General features: G+C 63.9%; 18 protein-coding genes and 1 pseudogene. 11 read left to right on the forward strand and 8 right to left on the reverse strand.

Annotated features, from left to right (window positions below):
• The first annotated feature begins 114 nt into the window (after positions 1-114).
• From AC0L2O_RS23530 to AC0L2O_RS23545, 4 genes are all read left to right on the forward strand, one after another.
• Positions 115-1911, forward strand: a complete 1797-nt coding sequence (locus AC0L2O_RS23530) for a stimulus-sensing domain-containing protein (RefSeq protein WP_473371371.1) — start codon at positions 115-117, stop codon at positions 1909-1911.
• On the forward strand, positions 1908-2432 hold the full coding sequence (locus AC0L2O_RS23535; protein WP_473371372.1) for an HPr kinase/phosphorylase: 525 nt from the start codon (positions 1908-1910) through the stop codon (positions 2430-2432). Before AC0L2O_RS23530 ends, AC0L2O_RS23535 begins: the two co-directional genes overlap by 4 nt.
• 134 nt (positions 2433-2566) lie before the next feature.
• Positions 2567-2968, forward strand: coding sequence for a PTS sugar transporter subunit IIA (locus AC0L2O_RS23540; protein WP_024339151.1), 402 nt, complete (start codon positions 2567-2569; stop codon positions 2966-2968).
• Positions 2965-3282 carry an HPr family phosphocarrier protein gene (locus AC0L2O_RS23545; RefSeq protein ID WP_369719668.1) on the forward strand — a complete coding sequence of 106 codons (318 nt, stop codon included), beginning with the start codon at positions 2965-2967 and terminating at the stop codon, positions 3280-3282. Before AC0L2O_RS23540 ends, AC0L2O_RS23545 begins: the two co-directional genes overlap by 4 nt.
• A 3-nt stretch (positions 3283-3285) precedes the next feature.
• Here AC0L2O_RS23545 and AC0L2O_RS23550 read toward each other — a convergent pair whose 3' ends face one another.
• On the reverse strand, positions 3286-4911 hold the full coding sequence (locus tag AC0L2O_RS23550; protein WP_473371373.1) for a glycosyltransferase family 39 protein: 1626 nt from the start codon (positions 4909-4911) through the stop codon (positions 3286-3288).
• Between the two features lie 114 nt (positions 4912-5025).
• Here AC0L2O_RS23550 and lepA point away from each other — a divergent pair, with 114 nt between their 5' ends.
• The 3 genes from lepA (at position 5026) to AC0L2O_RS23565 (ending at position 8240) form a co-directional block, all read left to right on the forward strand.
• Positions 5026-6837, forward strand: a complete 1812-nt coding sequence (gene lepA, locus AC0L2O_RS23555; protein WP_473371374.1) for a translation elongation factor 4 — start codon at positions 5026-5028, stop codon at positions 6835-6837.
• 318 nt (positions 6838-7155) lie between these two features.
• Complete coding sequence (locus tag AC0L2O_RS23560) at positions 7156-7455, forward strand: hypothetical protein (protein WP_473371375.1); 300 nt, start codon at positions 7156-7158, stop codon at positions 7453-7455.
• 284 nt (positions 7456-7739) lie between these two features.
• Positions 7740-8240, forward strand: a complete 501-nt coding sequence (locus AC0L2O_RS23565) for a hypothetical protein (protein ID WP_473371376.1) — start codon at positions 7740-7742, stop codon at positions 8238-8240.
• A 90-nt stretch (positions 8241-8330) separates the two neighbouring features.
• Here AC0L2O_RS23565 and AC0L2O_RS23570 read toward each other — a convergent pair whose 3' ends face one another.
• Positions 8331-8645, reverse strand: a complete 315-nt coding sequence (locus AC0L2O_RS23570; RefSeq protein ID WP_473371377.1) for a hypothetical protein — start codon at positions 8643-8645, stop codon at positions 8331-8333.
• Positions 8646-9299: 654 nt separating this feature from the next.
• On the opposite strand from AC0L2O_RS23570, the gene AC0L2O_RS23575 reads away from it, so the two are divergent.
• Positions 9300-10388, forward strand: a complete 1089-nt coding sequence (locus AC0L2O_RS23575) for a serine hydrolase domain-containing protein (protein WP_473371378.1) — start codon at positions 9300-9302, stop codon at positions 10386-10388.
• Between the two features lie 226 nt (positions 10389-10614).
• Here the strand turns inward: AC0L2O_RS23575 and AC0L2O_RS23580 are convergent, their stop codons facing one another.
• The 4 genes from AC0L2O_RS23580 to AC0L2O_RS23595 form a co-directional block, all read right to left on the reverse strand.
• Entirely contained in the window at positions 10615-11691 is a 1077-nt protein-coding gene (locus AC0L2O_RS23580; protein WP_473371379.1) for a serine hydrolase domain-containing protein, read from the reverse strand.
• 171 nt (positions 11692-11862) lie between these two features.
• Positions 11863-12609, reverse strand: coding sequence for a hypothetical protein (locus AC0L2O_RS23585; protein ID WP_473371380.1), 747 nt, complete (start codon positions 12607-12609; stop codon positions 11863-11865).
• A 318-nt stretch (positions 12610-12927) separates the two neighbouring features.
• Positions 12928-13596, reverse strand: a complete 669-nt coding sequence (locus AC0L2O_RS23590; protein WP_473371381.1) for an NAD(P)-dependent oxidoreductase — start codon at positions 13594-13596, stop codon at positions 12928-12930.
• A gap of 95 nt (positions 13597-13691) precedes the next feature.
• Entirely contained in the window at positions 13692-14561 is an 870-nt protein-coding gene (locus AC0L2O_RS23595; RefSeq protein WP_473371382.1) for an NmrA/HSCARG family protein, read from the reverse strand.
• Between the two features lie 105 nt (positions 14562-14666).
• Between AC0L2O_RS23595 and AC0L2O_RS23600 the strand changes: the two genes are divergently transcribed.
• The gene (locus tag AC0L2O_RS23600; RefSeq protein WP_473371383.1) at positions 14667-15557 is read left to right on the forward strand and encodes a LysR family transcriptional regulator; all 891 of its coding nucleotides are present in this window, start codon (positions 14667-14669) and stop codon (positions 15555-15557) included.
• A 44-nt stretch (positions 15558-15601) separates the two neighbouring features.
• On the opposite strand, the pseudogene AC0L2O_RS23605 reads toward AC0L2O_RS23600, so the two are convergent.
• Positions 15602-17333: pseudogene (locus AC0L2O_RS23605) on the reverse strand (amidase family protein).
• 27 nt (positions 17334-17360) lie between these two features.
• Here AC0L2O_RS23605 and AC0L2O_RS23610 point away from each other — a divergent pair.
• Positions 17361-17825 (forward strand): GNAT family N-acetyltransferase, encoded by a 465-nt coding sequence (locus AC0L2O_RS23610; protein WP_473371384.1) that lies wholly within the window; start codon positions 17361-17363, stop codon positions 17823-17825.
• A 168-nt stretch (positions 17826-17993) separates the two neighbouring features.
• Positions 17994-19154, forward strand: a complete 1161-nt coding sequence (locus tag AC0L2O_RS23615; RefSeq protein WP_473371385.1) for an acyl-CoA dehydrogenase family protein — start codon at positions 17994-17996, stop codon at positions 19152-19154.
• 208 nt (positions 19155-19362) lie between these two features.
• Here the strand turns inward: AC0L2O_RS23615 and AC0L2O_RS23620 are convergent, their stop codons facing one another.
• Positions 19363-21498, reverse strand: a complete 2136-nt coding sequence (locus AC0L2O_RS23620) for a putative bifunctional diguanylate cyclase/phosphodiesterase (protein WP_473371386.1) — start codon at positions 21496-21498, stop codon at positions 19363-19365.
• Between the last annotated feature and the right edge of the window lie 464 nt (positions 21499-21962).

Consider the following 21962-nt stretch of genomic DNA (forward strand, 5'->3'; position numbering starts at 1 on the left):
ACGCGCCTTTCACGAAACACCAGGGCTGCGCCCGGTTCTGATTCCATCGGGACCGGGATGGCTCTAGGATGCGGGGACTTGATCGCACGAGCTGTCCCAACGCGGGCATGAGCATTGCTTGACCGAACGCAGCCTGATCCAAACCTGAACGCCGAGGATGTCGCATCCGAGGGCGGCCCGGAGCGCTTGGCCGAGGACAAGCCGGTCGCGCAGGGCTGGCGGCCGCTCAACTGGCTGAAGCGCGCCGGGCAGTTCTTCTTCGCGCTGTCCTTCTCCAGCCTGACCCGCCGCATCGTCTCGCTGAACCTCGCGGGTCTCGTCGCGCTGGTCGCGAGCATCCTGTATTTGTCGCAATTCCGCGCCGGCCTGATCGATGCCCGCGCTCAGAGCTTGCTGGTGCAGGCCGAGATCATCGCCGGTGCGATCGGGGCGTCGGCGACGGTCCAGACCAACGCGATTACCGTCGACCCGGAGCGGCTGCTCGACCTGAAACTGGGTGAGAGCTATGGCGGACCGGACGATTCGCTGGAGTTTCCGATCAATCCCGAACGCGTGGCGCCCGTATTGCGCACGCTGATCCTGCCAACCAAGACTCGCGCGCGGATTTTCGATCCCAACGGTTCGGTGCTGCTCGACAGCCGCGACCTCGACAACGTGCGGACCATGCCACTGCCGCCGCCGTCGGAAAAGCCCGGACTGGTCGAACGCGCGACGATCGCGGTCCGCCTCTGGATCAACCGCGGCGACCTGCCGCTGTATCGTGAGCTCGGGCGCGAGAACGGCAATGGCTATGTGGAAGTCGCCGACGCGCTCCAGGGCCAGAAGCGTTCGATGGTGCGGGTCAACGCACGCGGCGAGGTGATCGTCTCGGTCGCGGTGCCCGTGCTGCGCTCGCGCGCCATCCACGGCGCGCTGATGCTCTCGACACAAGGCGACGACATCGACCAGATGGTCACCGCCGAGCGCCTTGCCATTCTGAAGGTCGGTGGCGTAGCAGCCGCGGTCATGATCATGCTGTCGCTGCTGCTGGCGAGCACGATCGCCGGCCCGGTGCGCCGGCTCGCCGACAGCGCCGAGCGGGTCCGCCGCCGCATCAAGAGCCGCGTCGAGATCCCCGACTTCACCCGCCGCCGCGACGAGATCGGCCATCTCTCCGGCGCGTTGCGCGACATGACCAATGCGCTCTACAAGCGGATCGAGGCGATCGAGATGTTCGCCGCCGACGTCGCCCATGAACTGAAGAACCCGTTGACCTCGCTGCGCTCCGCGGTGGAGACGCTGCCGCTGGCGCGCAACGAGAACAGCCGCGCCCGCCTGCTCGAGGTGATCGAGCATGACGTGAAGCGGCTGGACCGGCTGATCTCCGACATTTCCGACGCGAGCCGCCTCGATGCCGAGCTGCAGCGGCAGGACGCCATTCCCGTCAACCTCAGGCGGCTCCTGGGCACGTTGGTTTCGGTCGCCAACGAGACCAAGCTCGGCCACGACGTCGCGGTCGAAGCGCGCTTCGACGGCCGCAGCCCGACCGACACATTCGCGGTGACAGGGCACGATTCGCGGCTCGGGCAGGTGGTCTCCAACCTGCTCGCCAACGCGCAATCGTTCTCCGAGCCCGGCAGCAAGGTGCGCCTCACTTGCCGCCGTGTCCGCGGCGAGATCGAGATCGTGGTCGACGACGACGGCCCCGGCATTCGCGACGACGCGCTGGAGCGCATCTTCGAGCGGTTCTACACCGACCGCCCGCATCAGGGCTTTGGCCAGAACTCCGGCCTCGGGCTCTCGATCTCCAAGCAGATCGTCGACGCCCATGGCGGGCGCATCTGGGCGGAGAACCGCGCAGGCCCCACGGACGCCGACGGCACGCCGACGGTTGCCGGCGCGCGCTTCGTGGTGAGGCTGCCGGCGCTATGAGCGACGGCGACGCAAGCGTTCACGCCTCCGCAGTCAAGGTCGGATCTCTGGCGGTGCTAATCCGCGGCCCCTCGGGCGCCGGCAAGTCGCGGCTTGCCTTCGATTTAATCATGGCCGGGCGTGCCGGCGTGGTCGAAAGGGCCGTCCTGGTAGGCGATGACCGTGTCCATCTGGCGACACTCGGCCATGAAATTGAGGTCCGGCCCGCCGCGGTACTGGCCGGCCTGATCGAGATCCGGGGCTTGGGGATTCGCCGCTGCGACTTCGTGGAGCACGCGACCGTAGGCCTCGTGGTCGATCTCGACGCAGCGGACGCGGAGCGGCTGCCGCCGGCTCAATCCCTGAAAACATGCATTTTAGGTGTTGAAGTACCGCGAATCCCGGTCGGGCTCGGCTATTCGCCCCTCCCGCTGGTTGTTGCGGCCTTGACCACTACCAAGAGTTCATCTTCCGTTAACCCTTCGGACGATTGTTTGAAGGGAAATGGTAACCATATGAACCCCACTATCGCGACCGAGTAGACCGGCGCAGCTCCCCTCATCCATCCGTCTAGATTCAGGGAGATACGCAACATCCCCTCTTGCGCGGGGGCTCTGGATGGTCAAAGTGGCGCGTTCGTGCGGTGCACCAAAAGCGCCCGCGAGGAGTTTTTCCGATGATAGGTCTAGTACTTGTGACCCACGGGCGCCTTGCCGACGAATTCAAGGCAGCGCTTGAGCATGTCATGGGCCCACAAAAGCAAATCGAAGCGATCACGATCGGCGCCGAAGATGATTCCGATCTCTGCCGAAGCGACATCATCGAAGCGGTTAACCGCGTCGATTCCGGCGACGGCGTTGCGATCCTCACCGACATGTTCGGCGGCACTCCGTCCAACCTGGCAATATCCTGCATGAGCCGGCCGAAGGTCGAAGTGCTCGCGGGCATCAACCTTCCGATGCTGGTGAAGCTTGCCAAGGTGCGCGAGGAGCGTTCGCTGCCCGACGCGATCGCGATGGCCCAGGAAGCGGGTCGCAAATACGTCACCATCGCCAGCCGCGTGCTCGCCGGCAAATGAGCGACGACGCGCCGCAAGCCGCGACGGGCGTGCCCGCGGGCGCGATCTCCAAAGAGCTTCTGATCATCAACAAGCGCGGCCTGCACGCCCGCGCCTCGGCGAAATTCGTCCAGGCGGTCGAGCGCTTCAACGCGCAGGTGTGGGTGACGCGCGGCGCCGAAACCGTCGGCGGCACCTCGATCATGGGCCTGATGATGCTCGCCGCCGGGCCGGGCACGACGATCACGGTCGCCGCGGCCGGTGCTGATGCCGAAGCTGCGCTCGCGGCGATTACGGAGCTTGTCGAGAGCAAGTTCAACGAAGAAGGGACCTGAAGGTCACTTCTCCGGCGGCGCGATGTAGATGTTCCACGTCATCGACGGACCGGCCTTGCCGTGGGTGAAGCGGCGCGTCGTCATCACGATGCGCTCGGCATTCGGCGCGGTCTCGGACACCCATTTCTCGAACGCCGGCAGGCGGCCGTCGGTCGGATCGAACACGCCGATGAAGCCGTACTTCTTGACGTCTTCGAGTGACGTCAGGCCGGAGCTCCAGGCCTCGTTCGGCGTGAACGCAGCCGGATGATCCGGACTGTAGAACACCATCGGCTGGATTGATTCCATGGTGCCGGCGACAATGGCCCAGCGCGTGGCAAAGCGCGCGTGCCAGGCCTGGGTCAGTTCACGCGCAAGCTCCGAGCGCGCGCCATATGTCGCGGTATTGTCGGCATTGACCGCCATCTCGCGCGCAGCGATCCAGGGCGAGGCAATCAGCGTCGCGGTGCTGAGCACGAGCCAGATCGCGGTGATGTTGAAGATCGCCGCACCTTGCACCCGCAAGGCGGGGATCGCGACCAGCGCCAGCGGCACCAGGAAGAACAGCGAGATGCCCCAATCGGTTTTCATGTAGATGCTGAAGACCAGCGCGCCGAGTGGCGGGCCGACGGCGACGATGACCTGGATGATCCAGATGTTGCGGGCCTGCGAGAGGTTGACGCTCGCATTGGCGCCGCGCGCCCAGGCCCGCGTGACGATGCGCAACGGTGCGCGCGCAAGCAATGTGAGCCACGGCGGCACCAACGCCATCGCGAGCGCGGCGAGCGCCACCGGCAAGGCCAGCAGCGCGGCATTGTGCAGGACATAGCCGAACACCAGCTGATGCACGAGACTGGTGTCCTCGATGCTGTAGGTGTCGCCGGCATAGGTCAGCGGCACGAAATGCGCATTCGCGAGCCAGATGAAGTGCGGAATCATCGCCACCGCCATCGTCGCGATCGCAACCCAGGGCGCCGGTGACAACAGGAATCTCAGCCGCTCGGGATGGATCAGCGCGGCAAGGCCAATGGCGCCGATCATGGTCAGCACCCAGTATTTGGTCATCAGCGCCAGCGCGCCGGCAAGGCCAAGCCAAATGCCGGACTGCCAGCTCCGCTTCTCGAATGCGTTGAGATAAGCGAGCACGAGCAGCGGCAGGGTGACGAGCTGCAGCAGGTCCGGATTGTACTTGAAACCCTTGAAATTGAAGATCGGGTAGAGCGCGACCATCACCACGACCAGGAACGCGCGTCTGGCATCGACGACGCGCAGTGCCACGAGCCAGCAGATCACCATGCCGACGCTGACGGTCGCCATCGCAAGCGCATAGGTCGCCCAATCCGCCGCCGGGAACGCCATGAACCAGAGGCCGGCGATCCAGCCCGACAGCGGCGGGTGCTTGCCATAGCCGAGCAGGAACTTCTGGCCCCAGCCATAGGCCTCTGCGACGTCCATGTGAACGTCCTGCGCGGACTTGAGATTGATCAGGATGAAGGTCCAGATCACCGCATGCAGGACGGCGAACTGGATCACCAGCCAAAGCCGGGCCTCGGGGCGGATCGCGCAGGCAACCAGCCAGCCCCGGAAGCGGGCAAAGCTCACCCGGGTCTTCGCGCGCGGCCTGGCGGATGGGATTGAAGTCGTTGACATCAGGCGTTGCGTAGCGCGTTTTGGCCCGGCGTGGAATCAGCTTGGCGTGAAGAAAGCCCCTGAAATTACAGCAATATGGTTGCCGCACGGGGATGTGAGTGGTATCCCGCGCCCATGACGACCGTCCCCATTTCCAACATCCGCAATTTCTCCATCGTCGCCCATATCGACCATGGCAAATCGACGCTGGCCGACCGCCTTATCCAGATGACCGGCGGCCTCACCGATCGCGAGATGGCGGGCAAGGAGCAGGTGCTCGATTCCATGGACATCGAGCGCGAGCGCGGCATCACCATCAAGGCCCAGACGGTCCGCCTCGCCTACCACGCCAAGGATGGCAAGGATTACATCTTCAACCTGATGGACACGCCCGGCCATGTCGACTTCGCCTACGAAGTCTCGCGGTCGCTGGCGGCGTGCGAAGGTTCTCTGCTTGTCGTCGACGCCAGCCAGGGCGTCGAGGCGCAGACGCTCGCCAACGTCTACGCGGCGCTCGACAACAACCACGAGATCGTTCCGGTCCTGAACAAGGTCGACCTGCCGGCCGCCGAGCCCGACAAGGTCAAGCAGCAGATCGAGGACGTCATCGGCATCGACGCCTCCGACGCCGTGATGATCTCGGCTAAGACCGGCCTCGGCGTGCCCGATGTGCTGGAGGCCATCGTCACCCGCCTGCCGCCGCCGAACGGCGATCGCGATGCGACGTTGAAGGCGCTGCTGGTCGACAGCTGGTACGACGTCTATCTCGGCGTCGTCGTGCTGATCCGCGTCGTCGACGGTGTCATGAAGAAGGGCAGCCGCGTCCGCATGATGGGCACTGGTGCGGCTTACGACGTCGAGCGCGTTGGCTTCTTCACGCCGAAGATGACGCAGGTCGACGAGCTCGGCCCCGGCGAGATCGGCTTCATCACCGCGGCGATCAAGGAAGTGGCCGACACCCGCGTCGGCGACACCATCACCGACGACAGGAAGCCGGTCACCGAGATGCTGCCGGGCTTCAAGCCGGCGATCCCCGTGGTGTTCTGCGGCCTGTTTCCGGTCGACGCCGACGACTTCGAGACGCTGCGCGCGGCGATGGGCAAGCTGCGGCTGAACGACGCCAGCTTCTCGTTCGAGATGGAAACCTCGGCGGCGCTCGGCTTCGGCTTCCGCTGCGGCTTCCTCGGGCTGTTGCACCTCGAGATCATCCAGGAGCGGCTGTCGCGCGAGTTCGATCTCAATCTGATCGCGACCGCGCCGAGCGTGATCTACAAGATGAAGCTCACCGACGGCAGCGAGCTCGAGATCCACAATCCCGTCGACATGCCCGACGTGGTCAAGATCGCCGAGATCCAGGAGCCCTGGATCGAAGCGACGATCCTGACGCCGGACGAATATCTCGGCAGCGTGCTGAAGCTGTGCCAGGACCGCCGCGGCGCGCAGAAGGAGCTGACCTATGTCGGCTCCCGCGCGATGGTGAAATACGACCTGCCGCTCAACGAAGTGGTGTTCGATTTCTACGACCGCCTCAAGTCGGTCTCCAAAGGCTACGCCTCGTTCGACTATCATCTGACCGACTACAAGCCGGCTGATCTCGTGAAGATGCAGATCCTGGTCAACAACGAGCCGGTCGATGCGCTCTCGATGCTGGTGCACCGGACCCGCGCCGAGGGGCGCGGCCGTGCCATGGTCGAGCGGATGAAGGAGCTGATCCCGCCGCATATGTTCCAGATCCCGATCCAGGCGGCGATCGGCGGCAAGGTGATCGCCCGCGAGACCGTGCGCGCGCTGCGCAAGGACGTCACCGCGAAGTGCTACGGCGGCGACATCACGCGCAAACGCAAACTTCTGGAGAAGCAGAAGGAAGGCAAGAAGAAGATGCGGCAGTTCGGCAAGGTCGACATCCCGCAGGAAGCCTTCATTGCCGCGCTGAAGGTGGATAGCTGAGGCGAACGTACGCCGAGCGCGGCCGCCCCAAACAAAACCGCGAAAACAACCCCATGCACAGTAGCCGGGGTGTTGTCGGCATTACGCTTTTTCGATTTTTACGAATCCTGTTTGACTCGTCGGGCAAAACAGGGGCATGATGCCATCGTTGCAAAAGAACTGATCGCAAAGTTCGGAGAGTGCCGCGCGGCTCATCGAGCACTGCCGAGTAGACCGCGGCCCATCTACACACCACCCGAAACAACGCCGCTCGCCGAATTTAACCCGGCTATCGCATTTTTCACCAACCGTTAACCATAATTCGGCGAGATTCCAACCATGGCGCTTGATTTGGTTCTGATTGAATGGGTGGATAGCGGTCAGCCAATACCTGGCTGGCAATGGCTGTCTGATCTTGAACCACGCCGCGCGCACAAATGCGTGTCGGTCGGATTTCTCGTGCAGGATGACGAGAAAACAAAAGTTCTCGCGCCGAACTTGGGTGCAAGTAACGGCGATGAAGATTGGGACCAGGCGTCGGGATTTTTTACAATCCCGACCGCTGCCGTGACGAAGCTAGAACGACTTACTTGCGCTTCGGGGACGGCTTTGGCGAACGATGGTCTGGTCGCTGCGTAAGCGCGGAAGCGGCAATCGTCTTGATCTGAGATTTAGTAACGGAGCCGGGGTCACGAAGCGCCTTGGAGGCGAGCGACCCGACATCTTTTCCCGTCTTTTCGTTCTTACCCATGGATGATGCCCTTTCGTGGCATGATTGCGACTCACCATGAGCCGCAACCAAGACTATGGGCTGAATCCTCTCGCACGCAATTACCGTACACTTACGGGCCGATCGGGGAGTAGGCAGTTCGTAGGATGACGTTGAGCTCTTGCGAAACCCATCGCGCTGAACCGCTGCGATTGTGTTCGGCAGCATCATTGCAATTCGCTTGGCATTGGCTCCCTACTGGTTGTGGAAAGTAGCGCAAGCCAGAACATCGAGCTCGCCAGAAAGATCAATCGATTACAAGCTTTCGATACCAAGACTTGAATGGAGAGTGGACCAAAAAAAGAGTGGCATCCAGATTGTTTTCGTACTCCATAACTCATCCTATTTTCATGCTGTCGAATATGAGGTGGAGGATGTGTACGTAGAGATTGATGGGAAGACGGTAGATAAAGTTACTCTTCTAAACAAAGGGGAACTCATTCCGGAGACTTCCCAATATAATTTTGACTACCCATGGATTTTCGCGCATCCGAAATGGGCTAAACCCGGACTTGCGGGCCATGCCAGCATTACTTTCAAATACGGAATTGCGGGACAATCTCATTCGCGTCGCAAAAAGTTCGCTGCCGTTTTCTCTATTCAGAAAAATCGGGTTCTTCATACCCCAACAGAGAACACGGAAGAATCCATCTAGCCCGTAGGATGGGTTTAGCTGTTGTGAAACCCATCGCCCGATAGCGCGGCATCTAGAAGTTTGATGGGTTTCGCTTCCGCTCCACCCATCCTACGAGTTCTCCCAGCTGATGCCTCCGATCAGGCCAATTGTCTGCATCCCGGCGTCTCCGAACAGTGGCTCGACCGGATCGTAAACGAAGACTTCGGCGCTCGCCATGGCACAACCCACTACGCCCGTCACTCCGTCATCCTGAGGTGTGAAGCTTGCGATGCGAAGCGTCGCAAGCTGAGCCTCGAAGGATGAATGGCCGAGATGCAACCGGCCCGTTGCCCTTCGAGGCTCGCCGAAGAGGCTAGCACCTCCAGCGACAATGGCTTCGCCATTGCGCGGGGTGACGGGGATGGATGCGCTTGTCCGATCCACGAGAGAGCGTCCGACTCCGCCCATGTCTCTCCATCCGATTGAACCCGATCCAAGCCCGTAGGATGGGTTGAGCTGGCGCGAAACCCATCGCGCGACGGACGCAATATCTAGAAGTTTGATGGGTTTCGCTTCCGCTCTACTCATCCTGCGGTGCTCTTCCAGCTCATGCTTGTCGGTCCGTCATCCTGAGGCGTGAAGCTTTGGATGCGAAGCATCGCAAGCTGAGCCTCGAAGGATGAACGGCCGAGATGCAACCGGCCCTTCGCCCTTCGAGGCTCGCCGAAGCCCGTAGGATGGGTTGAGCTCCTGCGAAACCCATCCTACGGCCTACGGGCTGCTACGACCTACGAGCTGCCCAACGCGATTGACGCCGAGCGGACATTCGCGACCCCACGGGGCTGTGTCTCCGCTACGGTCGGCCGTCAGCATGCCCGCGAGACCGGACCGTGGCAAGCCAACTTGATTTGTTTTGCAAACGCGCCAATCCCGGGCGATCTGGCGTCGTCTCAACGAAGCGAGGAGGTATTGATGACCTGTCCGACAGAGACAAATGCCGCCGGCGGCAGCGAGCCGGAGCGGACAGCTCCGAACATTTGGGACACGACACCTGAAAACCAGGCGCCGACCTTCCGCAACCAGAACCAGGTCTGGCCGGTGCGCGTCATCCGGCGCGGCGACGCGGTGCGGCCGCTTCCACCGCACGCCCGTTCGCTCGCGGACCTGACCTTTGAGGTGGGCGGGATCCGCCACAGCGTCAGCGGCCACATGGCCCGCCGCCGCACGGCGGGGCTGCTGATCCTGAAGCGCGGCGAAATTGCGCTGGAATGCTACGGCATGGGCAACGGCCCGGAAAGCCGGTGGACCAGCATGTCGACTGCGAAGTCGATCACCGCGACGCTCGTCGGAGCAGCACTCCACGATGGCGCGATCGGCAGCCTTGACGATCGCTGCGAGCAGTACCTGCCGCGGCTGCGCGGCTCGGCTTACGAGGGAACCACGATTCGTAACCTGCTGCGGATGTGCTCCGGTGTGGCCTGGCGCGAAGACAACGATGCAGGCGGACGGTCAGACGCCTTTCGCCTGATCAAGGCCATGGTGAGCCGCCGGCCAAACTCCGTCCTCGACCTCCTGTGCGAACTGCCGCGCGCTCAGCCGCAGGGCGTTGTCTTCAACTATTCGACCGGCGAGAGTTACCTGATTGGCGCGCTGGTCGCAGCCGCGACGGGCCGGCCCTTGGCCGAGTACTGTGCTGAGACGATCTGGGGCCCTGCTGGCATGGAGGCCGACGGATATTGGCAACTCGATTCCGAAGGCGGCATGGAGCTGGGCGGATTTGGCGTCAGCGCACGCCTGCGCGACTTCGGCCGCTTCGGCCAGCTGGTGCTGGAGGATGGCGAGGCGTTCAATGGCCGACGGGTGCTGCCGCCCGGCTGGCGCGATCTCGCCGGACAGCCCGACAGCGCGCCCACTGCCTTCGGTCGGCTCATGACCGGTTCACCGGCGGGATACGGCTATCACTGGTGGGCGGTGCCGCCCTTGCCGGACGGCGTCAACAACGGTGCCTTTTCGGCGAGAGGCGTCTTTGGTCAGTTCATCTTCGTCAATCCGACCGAGCAGGTGGTCATTGCAATCCAGAGCGCGTGGCGCCAACCTCAGGACGGCGATGCCGAAGTCGAAACCGTCGCTATGATCAGAGCTGCGGTAAGCGCGCTGCGAACGGAGCCAGCCCGTAGGATGGGTTGAGCTCTTGCGAAGCCGATCGCCCGACCGACGCAGTATCGAGAGGTAGGATGGGTTTCGCTTCCGCTCTAACCATCCTACGGTGCTCTTCCAGCTCATGCTTGTCATTCCGTCATCCTGAGGTGTGAAGCTTGCGATGCAAAGCATCGCAAGCTGAGCCTCGAAGGATGAACGGCCGAGATGCGGGCGGGCCGTCGCCTCTTCGAGGCTCGCCGAAGAGGCGAGCACCTCAGGGTGACGGGGATCTATTGCGCTTGTCCGAGCTACTCTCTGAAATTGCGGGTATGATGTATCGATCCAATAGGTCGAGCTCGGGCGCAACCATGTTTTTGGATTGTCGGGACGCGTTGAAGACGACGACCATGTCGAGCGCAGGGATAATGATGGTTTTCTGGGAATTGAAGCCCATCGCGGCGATCCATTGAACTTCGCGGTTCGCCTCCAGTGATCGACCAAGCCACCACTGATAGCCGTAGGATTGCGGCCCCTCGGTCTTGATCTGCTCGGCCGTCGATTGATCCACCCAGGACGCCGGAACGATCTGCCGACCTTCCCAAGAGCCACGATTGAGAACGAGCTGGCCGATTTTCGCCCAGTCGCGGGGGCGTAGATTCAGCCCCGCGCTCGACATGGCAACGCCGCTGAACGGCGACTTATACCATTCGACGTCGCTGATTCCGAGCGGTGCGAAGAGTTCTTCCTGAGCCAGGACATCGACGGTTTTTCCGGTGACCTTTTTCAGGATGGCGCCAACAAGCTCTGTTTCGCTGTCGCTGTAACGGAAGGTGACACCGGGAGCCCTGTCGGAGCCCAATCCCGCCGACATCATCAGGAGATGGCGCAGGGTCACGGGATTCTTGTCAAGCATACGGAGATCGGGATTCTCTGGAACGTAAAAGAAAGCCGGAACGTCCAGGTCTTTGATCAGGCCGCGCTCCATCGCGATCCCGACCAGCAGCGAGACGACGCTTTTGGTCATCGAATTACCGCGGTGCCGCGTGATGGCATCAAACCGAAGCTGCTGCTCAGGGTAGGCATAATAGCGTTCGTAGACGAGCACGCCGTGCCTGATAATGATGATGTCGTCGACATTGGCGAGCTTGCCGCCAGTTATGCCGTCGTCCATCGTGCAAAGCAGTCTCGCGTTCATCCCCTGCTTTTCCGGCGACGTCATCGCCCATCCGTCGTGGGTGTCCGACGGAATGCCGCAGGCGGATGCGGGTTCGGCTGCGAACGCGGTTTGAGCTCGGGTGGGGTGAAGAGCGAAGGCCCACAACGCCGCGATGAAGCCGATCCATGCCCGCATGACAAATTCCCCGCAACATTCCCCAGGACGCCATATCTGGAGCTTCTGGTTTGTGCGTGTCTATTTTGCGGCGTTGCGGGCGTCGAAAGACCTGGCCGCAACCTTGGCGGTCGGCTGCCCGCGCCGGGGGACATTGCGATGCTGAGCGCGTCTGGCCCGCAGGACGCCTGATCAATTCACCGCCTGAAGCGCGGCTGTGAAAGCGCCGAGATCGGCGCGGGCAATTTCGTCCGGCGCCCAGTTGGGAAGGTCGGCGAGCTCGGCGATCACGCGGGCCCGACCATCCGGCAGCAGGTAGCTCGCCCAGACCTCGCGCGTGTCGCGCAGCGCAGCCGCGACCAGACGGGCGTTGGCTGGCTTGCTGGCACCCTGGATCGCCGCGCACACCGTGGACAGGATGAAGAGGGCGCTGTTCCTGCGCATGCCTGCAAATCCCTCCTCGCGGATCCGGGTGCGATGCTCCGGTGGAAGCTCGTCCCAGAACATCTGGCCCGCAATTGCCTCGCGCGCCATGCCGCGGATCATGAAGCTGATTGCGGTCGCGTACTGGTCGCCATACTCGGTCATGTTGCGCTGGAGCGCGACGAAATCAGGCTGCGGCCCCGGCTTCGCACCGTAAAGGATGAAAAGCTTGTGGGTCTGATTGGCCGCGTCCAACCAGTCCGGCAGCCAGTTCATATCGCTCCCCTCGATGGGCGGCAGCGCGGCGAAGGCGTCAAGATCGTAGATGTGGCCGAGCATGGCGGCGACATCAGGCCGGGTCAGGTCGGGCCGCCCGCCCTTTCTCGCGATCCCGTCGACATAGACCTTGAAGGCCTTGGCGGCATCGCGCGCGGCGACCAGTTCGTGGATGCCGTCCTGCGCGAAGGCAGGCGCGGCGAACGCGAGCAGGATCAGGACAATTCTGACGATCGGCATGATCTTTGGTCGCACGCCGCGCCGCCGAGGTTCAGGCCTGCAGCGCCGGCAGGCGGCTTGCGCATGCGGGAGGCCTGCTTGTAGGCGTAGGCCAGCGGTAGGAAGGCGGAAGCGTGCCCACCATCTTGATTCGGTATGAGGAGATATGGTGGGCACGGCGCAAGAGCGCCTTAGCCCACCCTACGAGAGCCGTTGTTGGTCGTCGCGGCCTTCGCCGACACGACCGCCGCGAGCTAGTTCGCGCAAGCGCCTCAACAGACTCGTCGCCGGCAGACATCGTAGGACAGGTTGAGCTCTTGCGAGACCTGCCCAAGCCTATCACCACGTGATCAACGGCGAGCGATGCAGCCAGTTGTTGCCCTGGATCTGGTCCAGCACGAATGTCGCAACGTCCTGGCGCGCTATGCTGCCGCCGTGGAAGTCAGAGAGATCCGTGATCGCACGGATCGCGCCGCGGCCGGGCTTGTCGTTCAGGACGGACGGACGAACCAGGACCCAGTCGAGCCCGCTGTCTCTGACGACGGCTTCCTGCCGGTCCTTGTCGGCGTACACGTTCTTCAACAGAAGCGGAAAGATCAGCCTGTCGAAGAGAAAACCGCCGCGCCCGGCGCTGTCGCCGGCGCCCATCCCCGTAATGCAGACCAGCCGGGAGACCTGCTCGGCCTTCATCGCGGTCACGAGCGCGCGCGTTGCGGTCGAGAGCAATTTCACCTCGCGAAAGGGGCTTGCCGGCGTGCCGAGCGCACTGAGGACCGCGCCCTGCCCCCTCAGCGCGTCTCGCAAGGCATTTTCGTCGCTGATGTCTCCGACGATCAGCCTGGCGCCTTTCAAATCGCCGGCCTTCTCCGGTGAACGCACCAGCGCGGTGACCTCGTGCCGGCGCGCCAGCGCCTCGCTGACGATCAGGCGACCGGTCCCGCCGGTTGCTCCAAGAACCAGTATCTTCGATCGCGTGGTGCTGGCGCTTTCGTCGGTCGGGTTGTTCATGGATGCCTCCTTCAATGCCGGGAGGCCTCAAGGAGGCGCTCCCGCAGTTTTGGTTTTCGATTGATCATGGTCGTGTTCGGTCGGTGCCGGAGCCGTCAGGCGGCGGCCGCGATCTCGGCGACGAAGTTGCGATAAGAGCGCAGCGGACGGCCCAGCAGCGCGCTCAGACGCTCGACGTCGCCGGCCTCGGGGATCATTCCCTCGCTAAGGAAGCGCTCGCTCATCAGGCGCATGTCGAACGCCATCCAGCTCGGCATGAACTGCCTGAGGTTCTTCTCGAACCCGGCGGTGTCGTCGCCGCCATAGGCGATCGGACGACCCAGCACCTCGGACCAGATCGCCGCGGCCTTCGCGCCGGTCAGCGTATCGGGACCGACCAGGTTGATCCGGTCGGGCGGAAGCGGCGTGGCGGAGTTCTCGCGGCGAATGAGCTCGATGGCCGCGATCTCGCCGATGTCGCGGGCGTCGATCATCGCGAGCCCCTTGCTGCCGATCGGCATCGGGTAGACGCCGTATCCGGTCACGACGTCCTTGACCGTGAGGTCGTTGTTCAGGAAGTAGGCCGGGCGCAGGATGGTGGCCTTGAAGCCCATCTGCTCGATCATCCGCTCGACGCCGAACTTGCCGGCGAAGTGCGGCACGTTGACGTAGCGATCGCTGTGGATCACCGAGAGATAGACGATGCGCTCAATGCCTGCCTCTCGCGCCAGGTTGAGGGCAATCAGCGCCTGGGTGAATTCGTCGGGCACGACGGCGTTGAGCAGGAACAGGGTTGAGACGCCAGAGAACGCGCTGCGCAGCGAATCGACATCCAGCATGTCGCCCTTCGCAACATTGACGCCGGCCGGGAAGCCGGCCTTTGCGGGGTCGCGGACCAGCGCACGGACATCGGCGCCACGCTTGACGAGTTGTTCGACGACTTGGCGGCCGACCGTGCCGGTGGCGCCGGTAACGAGGATGGTCATGGGATCACTCCGGGTTGGGGTTGGAAGAACACACCCGCAAACTAGCGATCCACATTCGAGCCGATAGACGCTATATTTGGACGCATCGTCTCACTGGTGGAACAGATGGACCTGCTTGCCTTGGCTGATTTCAACCTTGTCGCCCGTTACGGAGGGTTCGGACGGGCTGCCCGGGCCACTGGGCGCCCGAAAGCCACGCTGTCCCGGCGCGTTGCGGAGCTGGAAAGCAGCCTTGAGCTGCGCCTGTTCGAGCGTGGAGCACGCATCCTGAAGCTCACGGAGGAAGGGCGCGCGCTGTATGAGCGGACGGGGACGTTGCTCACCGAACTGGAGCAGACCGCGGCTTTGATTGCTTCAGGCGGGGACAGACCGCGCGGCAGGCTGCGGGTCAGCGCGCCAGTGTTCTTCTCGCAGACCGCGATGGGCAAGCTCGCCGCCGGGTTCGCGCTCAGATATCCGGAGGTTCGGCTCGAGGTCACGACCGAAGACCGGGCCGTCGACATGGTCGAGGAAGGCTACGATTTGGTGATCCGCGTCAATCCAGACCGGGATGAAAGCCTGGTCGGGCGAATCTTCCTGCGCGATCGGCTGGTGGTGGTGGCGAGTCCCGGACTCGCGCGACCGGCGGACGACATCGCCGTCCCGGCGGTGGTGCGCGGAGCCGGCGGCCAGACGACATGGAATGTGGCCGTGCCAACCGGAACATCGCGCATCGCGGTTGATCCGGTTCTTCGCCTGTCATCGCTCCTGATGGTCCGCGACGCCGTCCGAGCCGGCCTGGGTGCTGCACGGCTTCCCGTATCACTGGTCAGCCACGATCTGGCGGCGGGCACGCTGCTGCATTGGGGCGATGTCGACGCCCCGGAGATCGCGTTATGGACACTCTATCCGTCGCGGCGGCTGCTGAGCGCGCGCGTATCTGCCTTTCTCGACTATCTCAAGCAGGCCTTTCCGATGGGGACGCCTGATGAGCTGGCCGCCTATGTCGGTGGATGAGAGTCACTGGCTCTCCAATTCGGTCACCGTGATGCAGGTCTATCTCATCTCGCGATCAATCCGGGCGGCGGCTTGCGCATCTGGGACGCCTGCTCGTAGGCGTAGGCCAGACGCAGCAGCTTGTGCTCGCTCCAGGCGCGGCCTGAGAAAGTGACGCCGAGCGGATAGTCGGGCGTGTCTTTGCCGTCGTTTGTCCCCGAGACGAAGCCGCCGGGCACCATCACGCTGGGATAGCCCGCCTTGGCGGCGATTGCGGCGCCATAGGCGCCGGGGAACAGCACCGCATCGAGCTCGTGCTGGTTCATATAGGCATCCATGCCGCGCGTCCTGGCGGAGAGCAGATCCATGGCGCGCGCCGATTTGTACTCACGCTCGCTCAGATCGCCGCGGGTGAGATTGGCGGCGAGAAACAGGTCCTGGCCGAAACGCAGCGCCTTGTCGGCATTTGCCTCGTTGAAGGCGACGATGTCGGCGATGGTCTTGATCTCCGTGTTGGTCGCCCAATCCTTCAAATAGAGATTGAGATCGTGCTTCAGCTCGTAAAGGAAGACGATCCATTGCATGGTCGGGCTGCCCTTGTTGCGGCTCAGCGGATTGCGGTTGAGCACGGCCACGGTCGTGCCCGGTCCGGCGATCCAGCCGGCAGTCGGCATGCTGGCGCGGACGATGATCGCGCCGAGATCCTCCATCACCTTGATCGCCTCGGCGATCACCTCGATCCATTTGGGTGGCAGCTTGCCGTAGTAGGGATCGTTCAGCGGATCGGCAGGATCGCTCGGCACGCCGATGCGCGCGCCCTTCATCGCATCGGATGCGAGGCCGGCGGTGTAATCGGCGGGCCGCCGCTGGCGTAGCGTCACCGGGTCGAGCGGATCCTTGGCTGCCAGCACGTTCAATAGCAGCGCCGCGTCACGCACGGTGCGCGTCATTGGCCCCGCGGTGTCCTGGCTGTGCGCGATCGGCACGATCCCGGCACGGCTGATCAGCCCGACGGTCGGCTTGACGGTGACGAGGCCGTTCAGGCCGGCGGGGTGCAGCAGCGAGCCTGAGGTCTCGGTGCCGATCGAGGCCGCAGAGTCCGGTTGCCACGGCGACTGCCGAACCCGAGCTCGATCCCCCTGGAGACACCACCGGAATCTCGCGATCGTCCATCAGCGCCGGCGCATAAGGGTTCTTCACTTGGCCGCCCAGCGATGAATAGCCCGCGGGCATGTCCATGGTGAGCATGTTGGCGAACTCCGTCAGGTTCGCCTTGCCCAGGATCACCGCACCGGCCTTCCGCAGCAGCTTGACCACGGTGGCGTCGCGCTTGGCGCGCGCGCCCTCCAGCGCCAGCGAACCTGCCGTGGTCGGCTGCTTGTCAGCGGTCGCGATGTTGTCCTTCACGAGGATCGGGATGCCGGCCAGCGGCCGTTTGAGCGACGGCTTGATGTCGTCGAGCTTGCCCGCGATCGTCAGCGCGTCGGGATTGAGCGTGCGCACGGCATTGAGCATCGGACCGCTGCGGTCGTAAGCTTCGATGCGCGCGAGATAGAATGTGGTCAGCGCCGTCGCGGTAACGCGCCCGTCGGCCAGAGCATCGACGATGTCGCTCATCGGCGCGTGCTCGAACGCCAGCACGGTCGGCGTCTCGGCGCTGGGAGCCGCGGCGAGGCGAGCATCGCGGCGGGTTGGCTTCTTCATGATATGCCTCTTGGGCGGCCCCAAATATGCTACAAACGGTAGCATCAGGTTGGGTTGCGCGACAAGCTGATTGCCTGTGGCGGGCCTTGACATCCAGTTCTTTGCGAGTGGGAGCGAGCCATGGAATGCACGATCCGGCCCGCGATTGACGCTGACGCCGCTGACATCAGCGCGGTGATTTTGCGTGCCCTGCGTGAAACCAATGCGAAGGACTATACCAATGAGATCATCGAAACGGTCGAGCGCAGCTTCAGCCCCACGGCCGTGGGCGAGCTGATCCGGAAGCGCACGGTCTTTGTCGCCGTCATCGGCAGCCGCGTCGTTGGAACAGCCGGCCTTGACGGAAGCGTCGTTCGCACGGTCTTCGTCGCCCCCGATGTTCAGGGCCGAGGTGTCGGCAAGCTGCTGATGGCGGAGATCGATCGCACCGCGCGCGAGCGAAACATCCCTTCGCTGACCGTGCCTTCCTCGGTCACCGCCGAAACCTTCTACGCCCGGCTTGGCTTCCATGCGGTGCGCGACAGCTATCACGGTGACGAGCGCACGATCATCATGGAGCGACCGCTTCGAGATTCCATCGACTGATCCGTAGCCCGGATGGAGCGGAGCGCAATCCGGGTTGGTCGCCGTGGGAGACAGCGGCCCCCGGATTTCGCTTCGCTGCATCCGGGCTACGATCTTGATCCGCCCCGCCAGATAGATCACCATCGCGCATCTACCGCTCACACCAAGAATGGGCGAGGAAACGCCGATATGAACGCAACTCCCGGATTTGGGCTGGTCGAGCGGGCGCGGGCGATCGCGCCGCTGATTGCGGGCGAGGCTGACGAGATCGAGCGGATGCGGCGGCTGACGCCCGCGGTGGTGGGCGCGCTGATCGAGAACGGGCTCTATCGCGCGCTGCTGCCGCAGAGCCTCGGTGGATCGGAAGCGCCGCCCGAGATTTTCATGCAGATGCTGGAGGAGATCGCGAAGGCGGATGCCTCCACCGCCTGGTGTCTCGGCCAAAACAGCGTCTGCGCGATGATCGCAGCCGCCCTCGACCACGACACCGCGCACGAGATCTTCAACGCCGCGCCCGGCATTCTCGCCTGGGGCGCGGTTGCGCATGAGGCGCGCGCGGTCGAGGGCGGCTATCAGGTCACAGCGCGCTGGGATTTTGCCTCGGGCTCGCGCCAGGCGAGCTGGCTCGGCGCGCATGTGCGCATCCTCAGTGCCGACGGCACGCCACGGAAAAACGCCGACGGCTCGCCGGAGATACGCACCATCCTGTTTCCCTCTGCGAGCGCTGTGCTGCACGACGTCTGGCAGGCAATCGGCCTCGCGGGCACCGGCACCGATTCCTACGAGGTGCACGACCTCTTCATTCCCGATCGTTTTGCCGCGTTCCGCGACATGCCCGAGGCTTTGCGCGAGCCGGGGCCGCTCTACAGGCTCCCCACCGGTTCGACGTTCAGTCTCGGCTTCGCCGCAGTGTCACTCGGCGTCGCGCGCGCGACACTGGACGCCGCGATTGCGCTGGCGCGGGCGAAACATCAGTCTCTTGCAGCAAACGCGATGCGCGACAACCAGGCGGTCCAGGGATTGATCGGCCGCACCGAAGGGGATCTGCGCGCCGCGCGCGCCTATCTCTATGTCACGGCCAATGCGATGTGGCGCGACCTCTCTGCGACCGGCGCATTCAGTGCGGTGCATCGCAGCGCGGTTCGTCTCGCCGCGACCTGGACCATCCAGCAATCGGCCAAGGTGGTCGACACCGCCTATCACATGGCCGGCGCGACCGCCGTGTTTCGCAGCAACCCGTTCGAGCGGCGCTTTCGCGACATGCACGCCATCACCCAGCAGATCCAGGCGCGCGACACGCATTTTGAGGATGTGGGGAAGGGGATATTGTCGGCAGTTGAAGCGGGATAACAGCCATAAGGGCGCTGCGCTCCCTCCCCCGCTTGCGGGGGAGGGCTGGGGAGAGGGTGTCTCCGCAGTGGGACTCCCAGCGTGGAGAGAGCCCTCACCCGCGCCTGCGGCGCGACCTCTCCCGCAGGCGGGAGAGGTTAACTGAGAGGCCAGTACGTCCCTTACATTTGGAGATGCATTGAAGCAATGACCCAAAGGAACACAGCGCTCACGCCACCAGCGCCGCTTTCTCGCCGCCGTCGATGCCGCGCTGGGCGGCGAGCAGGCTGATGATCTCGGCATTGGGGCGGGCCTTGCTGAACAGGAAGCCCTGGCCTTCATCGCAGCCTTCGGCGCGCAGACAGCTCAGCTCGGCTTCGGTCTCGACGCCTTCGGCGGTGATGATGACCCCGAGACCTTTGCCGAGGCTGACGATGGAGCGGATGATCGCCTGCGATTCGCGATTGCTGCCGAGGTCGCGCACGAAGGACTGGTCGATCTTGATCTTGTCGAACGGAAAGCTTCTGAGATAGCTCAGGCTGGAATAGCCGGTGCCGAAATCGTCCATCGAGATGCGCACGCCGAGCGCGCGCAGGGCATGCAGCGTCGCCAGCACCTGCGCGCTCTTCTCGAGCAGCAGCGTCTCGGTGATCTCGAGCTCGAGCCGGCGCGGCGGCAGGCCGGAATGCTTCAGCGCGTCCGTCACCACCGAGAGCAGATTGCCGCTGCGGAACTGGAGCGGCGAGAGGTTGACGGCGACGCGGACGTCGTCCGGCCAGGTCACGGCATCGAGGCAGGCGCGGCGCAGCATCAGCCCGCCGAGCGGATTGATCAGCCCGGTGTCCTCGGCGACCGGAATGAATTCGGCCGGCGAGATCATGCCGCGCTCCGGATGCGGCCAGCGCACCAGCGCCTCGAAGCCGGTGATGCGCCCGCTCGAAAGATCGATCAGCGGCTGATAATACGGCCGCAGCACGTCGCCCTGGATCGCGTCGCGCAGCTCGACCTCGATCTTGCGGCGGCTCTGGGCTTTGGCATCGAGCGCGGCCTCGAAGAAAGCAAAGCCGCCGCGCGCATCCAGCTTGGCGCGCGACAATGCCATGTCGGCGCTCTTGAGCAGCTTTTCGGAATCATCGCCGTCACCGGGCGCCATGGCGATGCCGATCGAGGCGCCGATCACCACGGAATGACCGTCGAGCAGATAGGGATCCGCGATGGCCGCCAGCAGGCGCTTTGCCAGCAGCACGGCATCCTCGGGACGCGCCAGCCCGCTCTGCACCAGCACGAACTCGTCGGAGTTGAGCCGCGCCAGCGCGTCGTCCTCGCGCAGGCTCGAGCGCAGCCGCTTGGCGACGCCGCGCAGCAGCTTGTCGCCGACCGCATGTCCGAGCGTATCGTTGACCGCCTTGAAATTGTCGAGCCCCAGCATCAGCACCGCGACCTTGTCGGCGCTGCGGCGCGTATGTTGGAGCATATCGTCCATGATCTGGCGCAGCAGATTGCGGTTCGGCAGGCCGGTCAGCGCGTCGTGCTGGGCCATGAAGGCGAGCCGCGCCTCGGCGCGTTTGCGTTCGGTGATGTCCATCAGCGCGAGCAGCATCGCCGGCCGCCCGGCATAGGTCAGCTCGCGGGAATAGATCGCGAGATCGATCAGCGCGCCGTCGGCCTTGACGTGCTTCCAGGTGCGCCCGGCCTGCTCCTCCGCGGCGGGATCGACGGTCCAGGGCGGCGCGCTGTCGAACGCCTGCAAGGAGCGGATCGTCAGCTTCTCGAACTCGGTACGGCTATGGCCATAATGCGCGACCGCGGCATCGTTGACGCCGAGGATACGCTCGTCATCCAGCGCGCAGATGATCATGGGGACGGGGTTGCCGTCGAACAGCAGGCGGAACGAGGCCTCCCGCTGCTTCAATTCGGTGATGTCGACGCGCAGGCCGACGACGCCGCCGTCGTCGGTGCGGCGTTCCTCGATCAGGATGACGCGGCCATCCGACAGCTTCTGCTCGTGGCGCTTGCCCGGCTCGTGCAGCCTTTTCAGCCGCTCGGCGATCCACTCGTCCTCGTGGCCGGCCGCTTCCGGATAGTCGCCGCGGGCGACGCCGACGCGCAGCGTGTCTTCCAGCCGGGCGCCTTCGGCGAACAGATCGGCGGTCTTGCTGTAGATCTCGGCATATTGCTTGTTCCAAAGGACGTAGCGGCCCTCGGGATCGAGGATCACGATGCCCTGCGGCAGCATGTCGACGGCCTGACGCAGGTGGTCATGGGCTTTGCGTGCTTCCACGATCGCCGCGTCACGTTCGAGCGGCGGACGCGGCGCGCGCCCGAATCGCGGCTTGCACGGCCGTTGGCCGGTCCGAGCGAGCACGCCCCGCTTTCGCTTTTTTGGTGTTCGAGGCCCCAAACTCAACTTCATACGTCCCAGTCGCGCCCAGCGGCCGCAACTGTTGCGGGAAGTCTCTGAAAAAACAGTAATCTTGGGCGGGCTCGGCGCCACACGCCAGCGTCGTGCGGATCGCGCGAGACCGACTTTGTGCCTGTTTGCGAGGCGGCGCGGTGTCGGCGGGCGCCCCAAACCTGGTGCCGCGGCGCGATCGGAGAAGGCGCTGGCGCAAAATTGCGCGCTCGCCTGAATCCTTTCCGAAATCATGCGCGATTGCATACCGACGGCGGGCTCTCCTCACCCCGCGCACCAATTTTGGTCAATGCAGCACAGGGTTATCGCGCCGTTAAAAATCGGCTGGCTTAGGCGGAGAATTGCGGGTTTGGACGATATCTCAGCCGACGCCCTGATTCTTAATCCTGACGCAGCGTTGGGCTATAAGGATGGCA

The sequence above is a fragment of the Bradyrhizobium sp. Kon10 genome, from assembly GCF_055807395.1.

Bases quoted from the DNA above. Each gene is read 5' to 3' on its own strand.
- AC0L2O_RS23535 (WP_473371372.1), top strand. From the start codon at position 1,908: ATGAGCGACGGCGACGCAAGCGTTCACGCCTCCGCAGTCAAGGTCGGA.
- AC0L2O_RS23540 (WP_024339151.1), top strand. From the start codon at position 2,567: ATGATAGGTCTAGTACTTGTGACCCACGGGCGCCTTGCCGACGAATTC.
- AC0L2O_RS23545 (WP_369719668.1), top strand. From the start codon at position 2,965: ATGAGCGACGACGCGCCGCAAGCCGCGACGGGCGTGCCCGCGGGCGCG.
- AC0L2O_RS23550 (WP_473371373.1), bottom strand. From the start codon at position 4,911: ATGTCAACGACTTCAATCCCATCCGCCAGGCCGCGCGCGAAGACCCGG.
- lepA (WP_473371374.1), top strand. From the start codon at position 5,026: ATGACGACCGTCCCCATTTCCAACATCCGCAATTTCTCCATCGTCGCC.
- AC0L2O_RS23560 (WP_473371375.1), top strand. From the start codon at position 7,156: ATGGCGCTTGATTTGGTTCTGATTGAATGGGTGGATAGCGGTCAGCCA.
- AC0L2O_RS23580 (WP_473371379.1), bottom strand. From the start codon at position 11,691: ATGCGGGCATGGATCGGCTTCATCGCGGCGTTGTGGGCCTTCGCTCTT.
- AC0L2O_RS23585 (WP_473371380.1), bottom strand. From the start codon at position 12,609: ATGCCGATCGTCAGAATTGTCCTGATCCTGCTCGCGTTCGCCGCGCCT.
- AC0L2O_RS23590 (WP_473371381.1), bottom strand. From the start codon at position 13,596: ATGAACAACCCGACCGACGAAAGCGCCAGCACCACGCGATCGAAGATA.
- AC0L2O_RS23595 (WP_473371382.1), bottom strand. From the start codon at position 14,561: ATGACCATCCTCGTTACCGGCGCCACCGGCACGGTCGGCCGCCAAGTC.
- AC0L2O_RS23600 (WP_473371383.1), top strand. From the start codon at position 14,667: ATGGACCTGCTTGCCTTGGCTGATTTCAACCTTGTCGCCCGTTACGGA.
- AC0L2O_RS23610 (WP_473371384.1), top strand. From the start codon at position 17,361: ATGGAATGCACGATCCGGCCCGCGATTGACGCTGACGCCGCTGACATC.
- AC0L2O_RS23615 (WP_473371385.1), top strand. From the start codon at position 17,994: ATGAACGCAACTCCCGGATTTGGGCTGGTCGAGCGGGCGCGGGCGATC.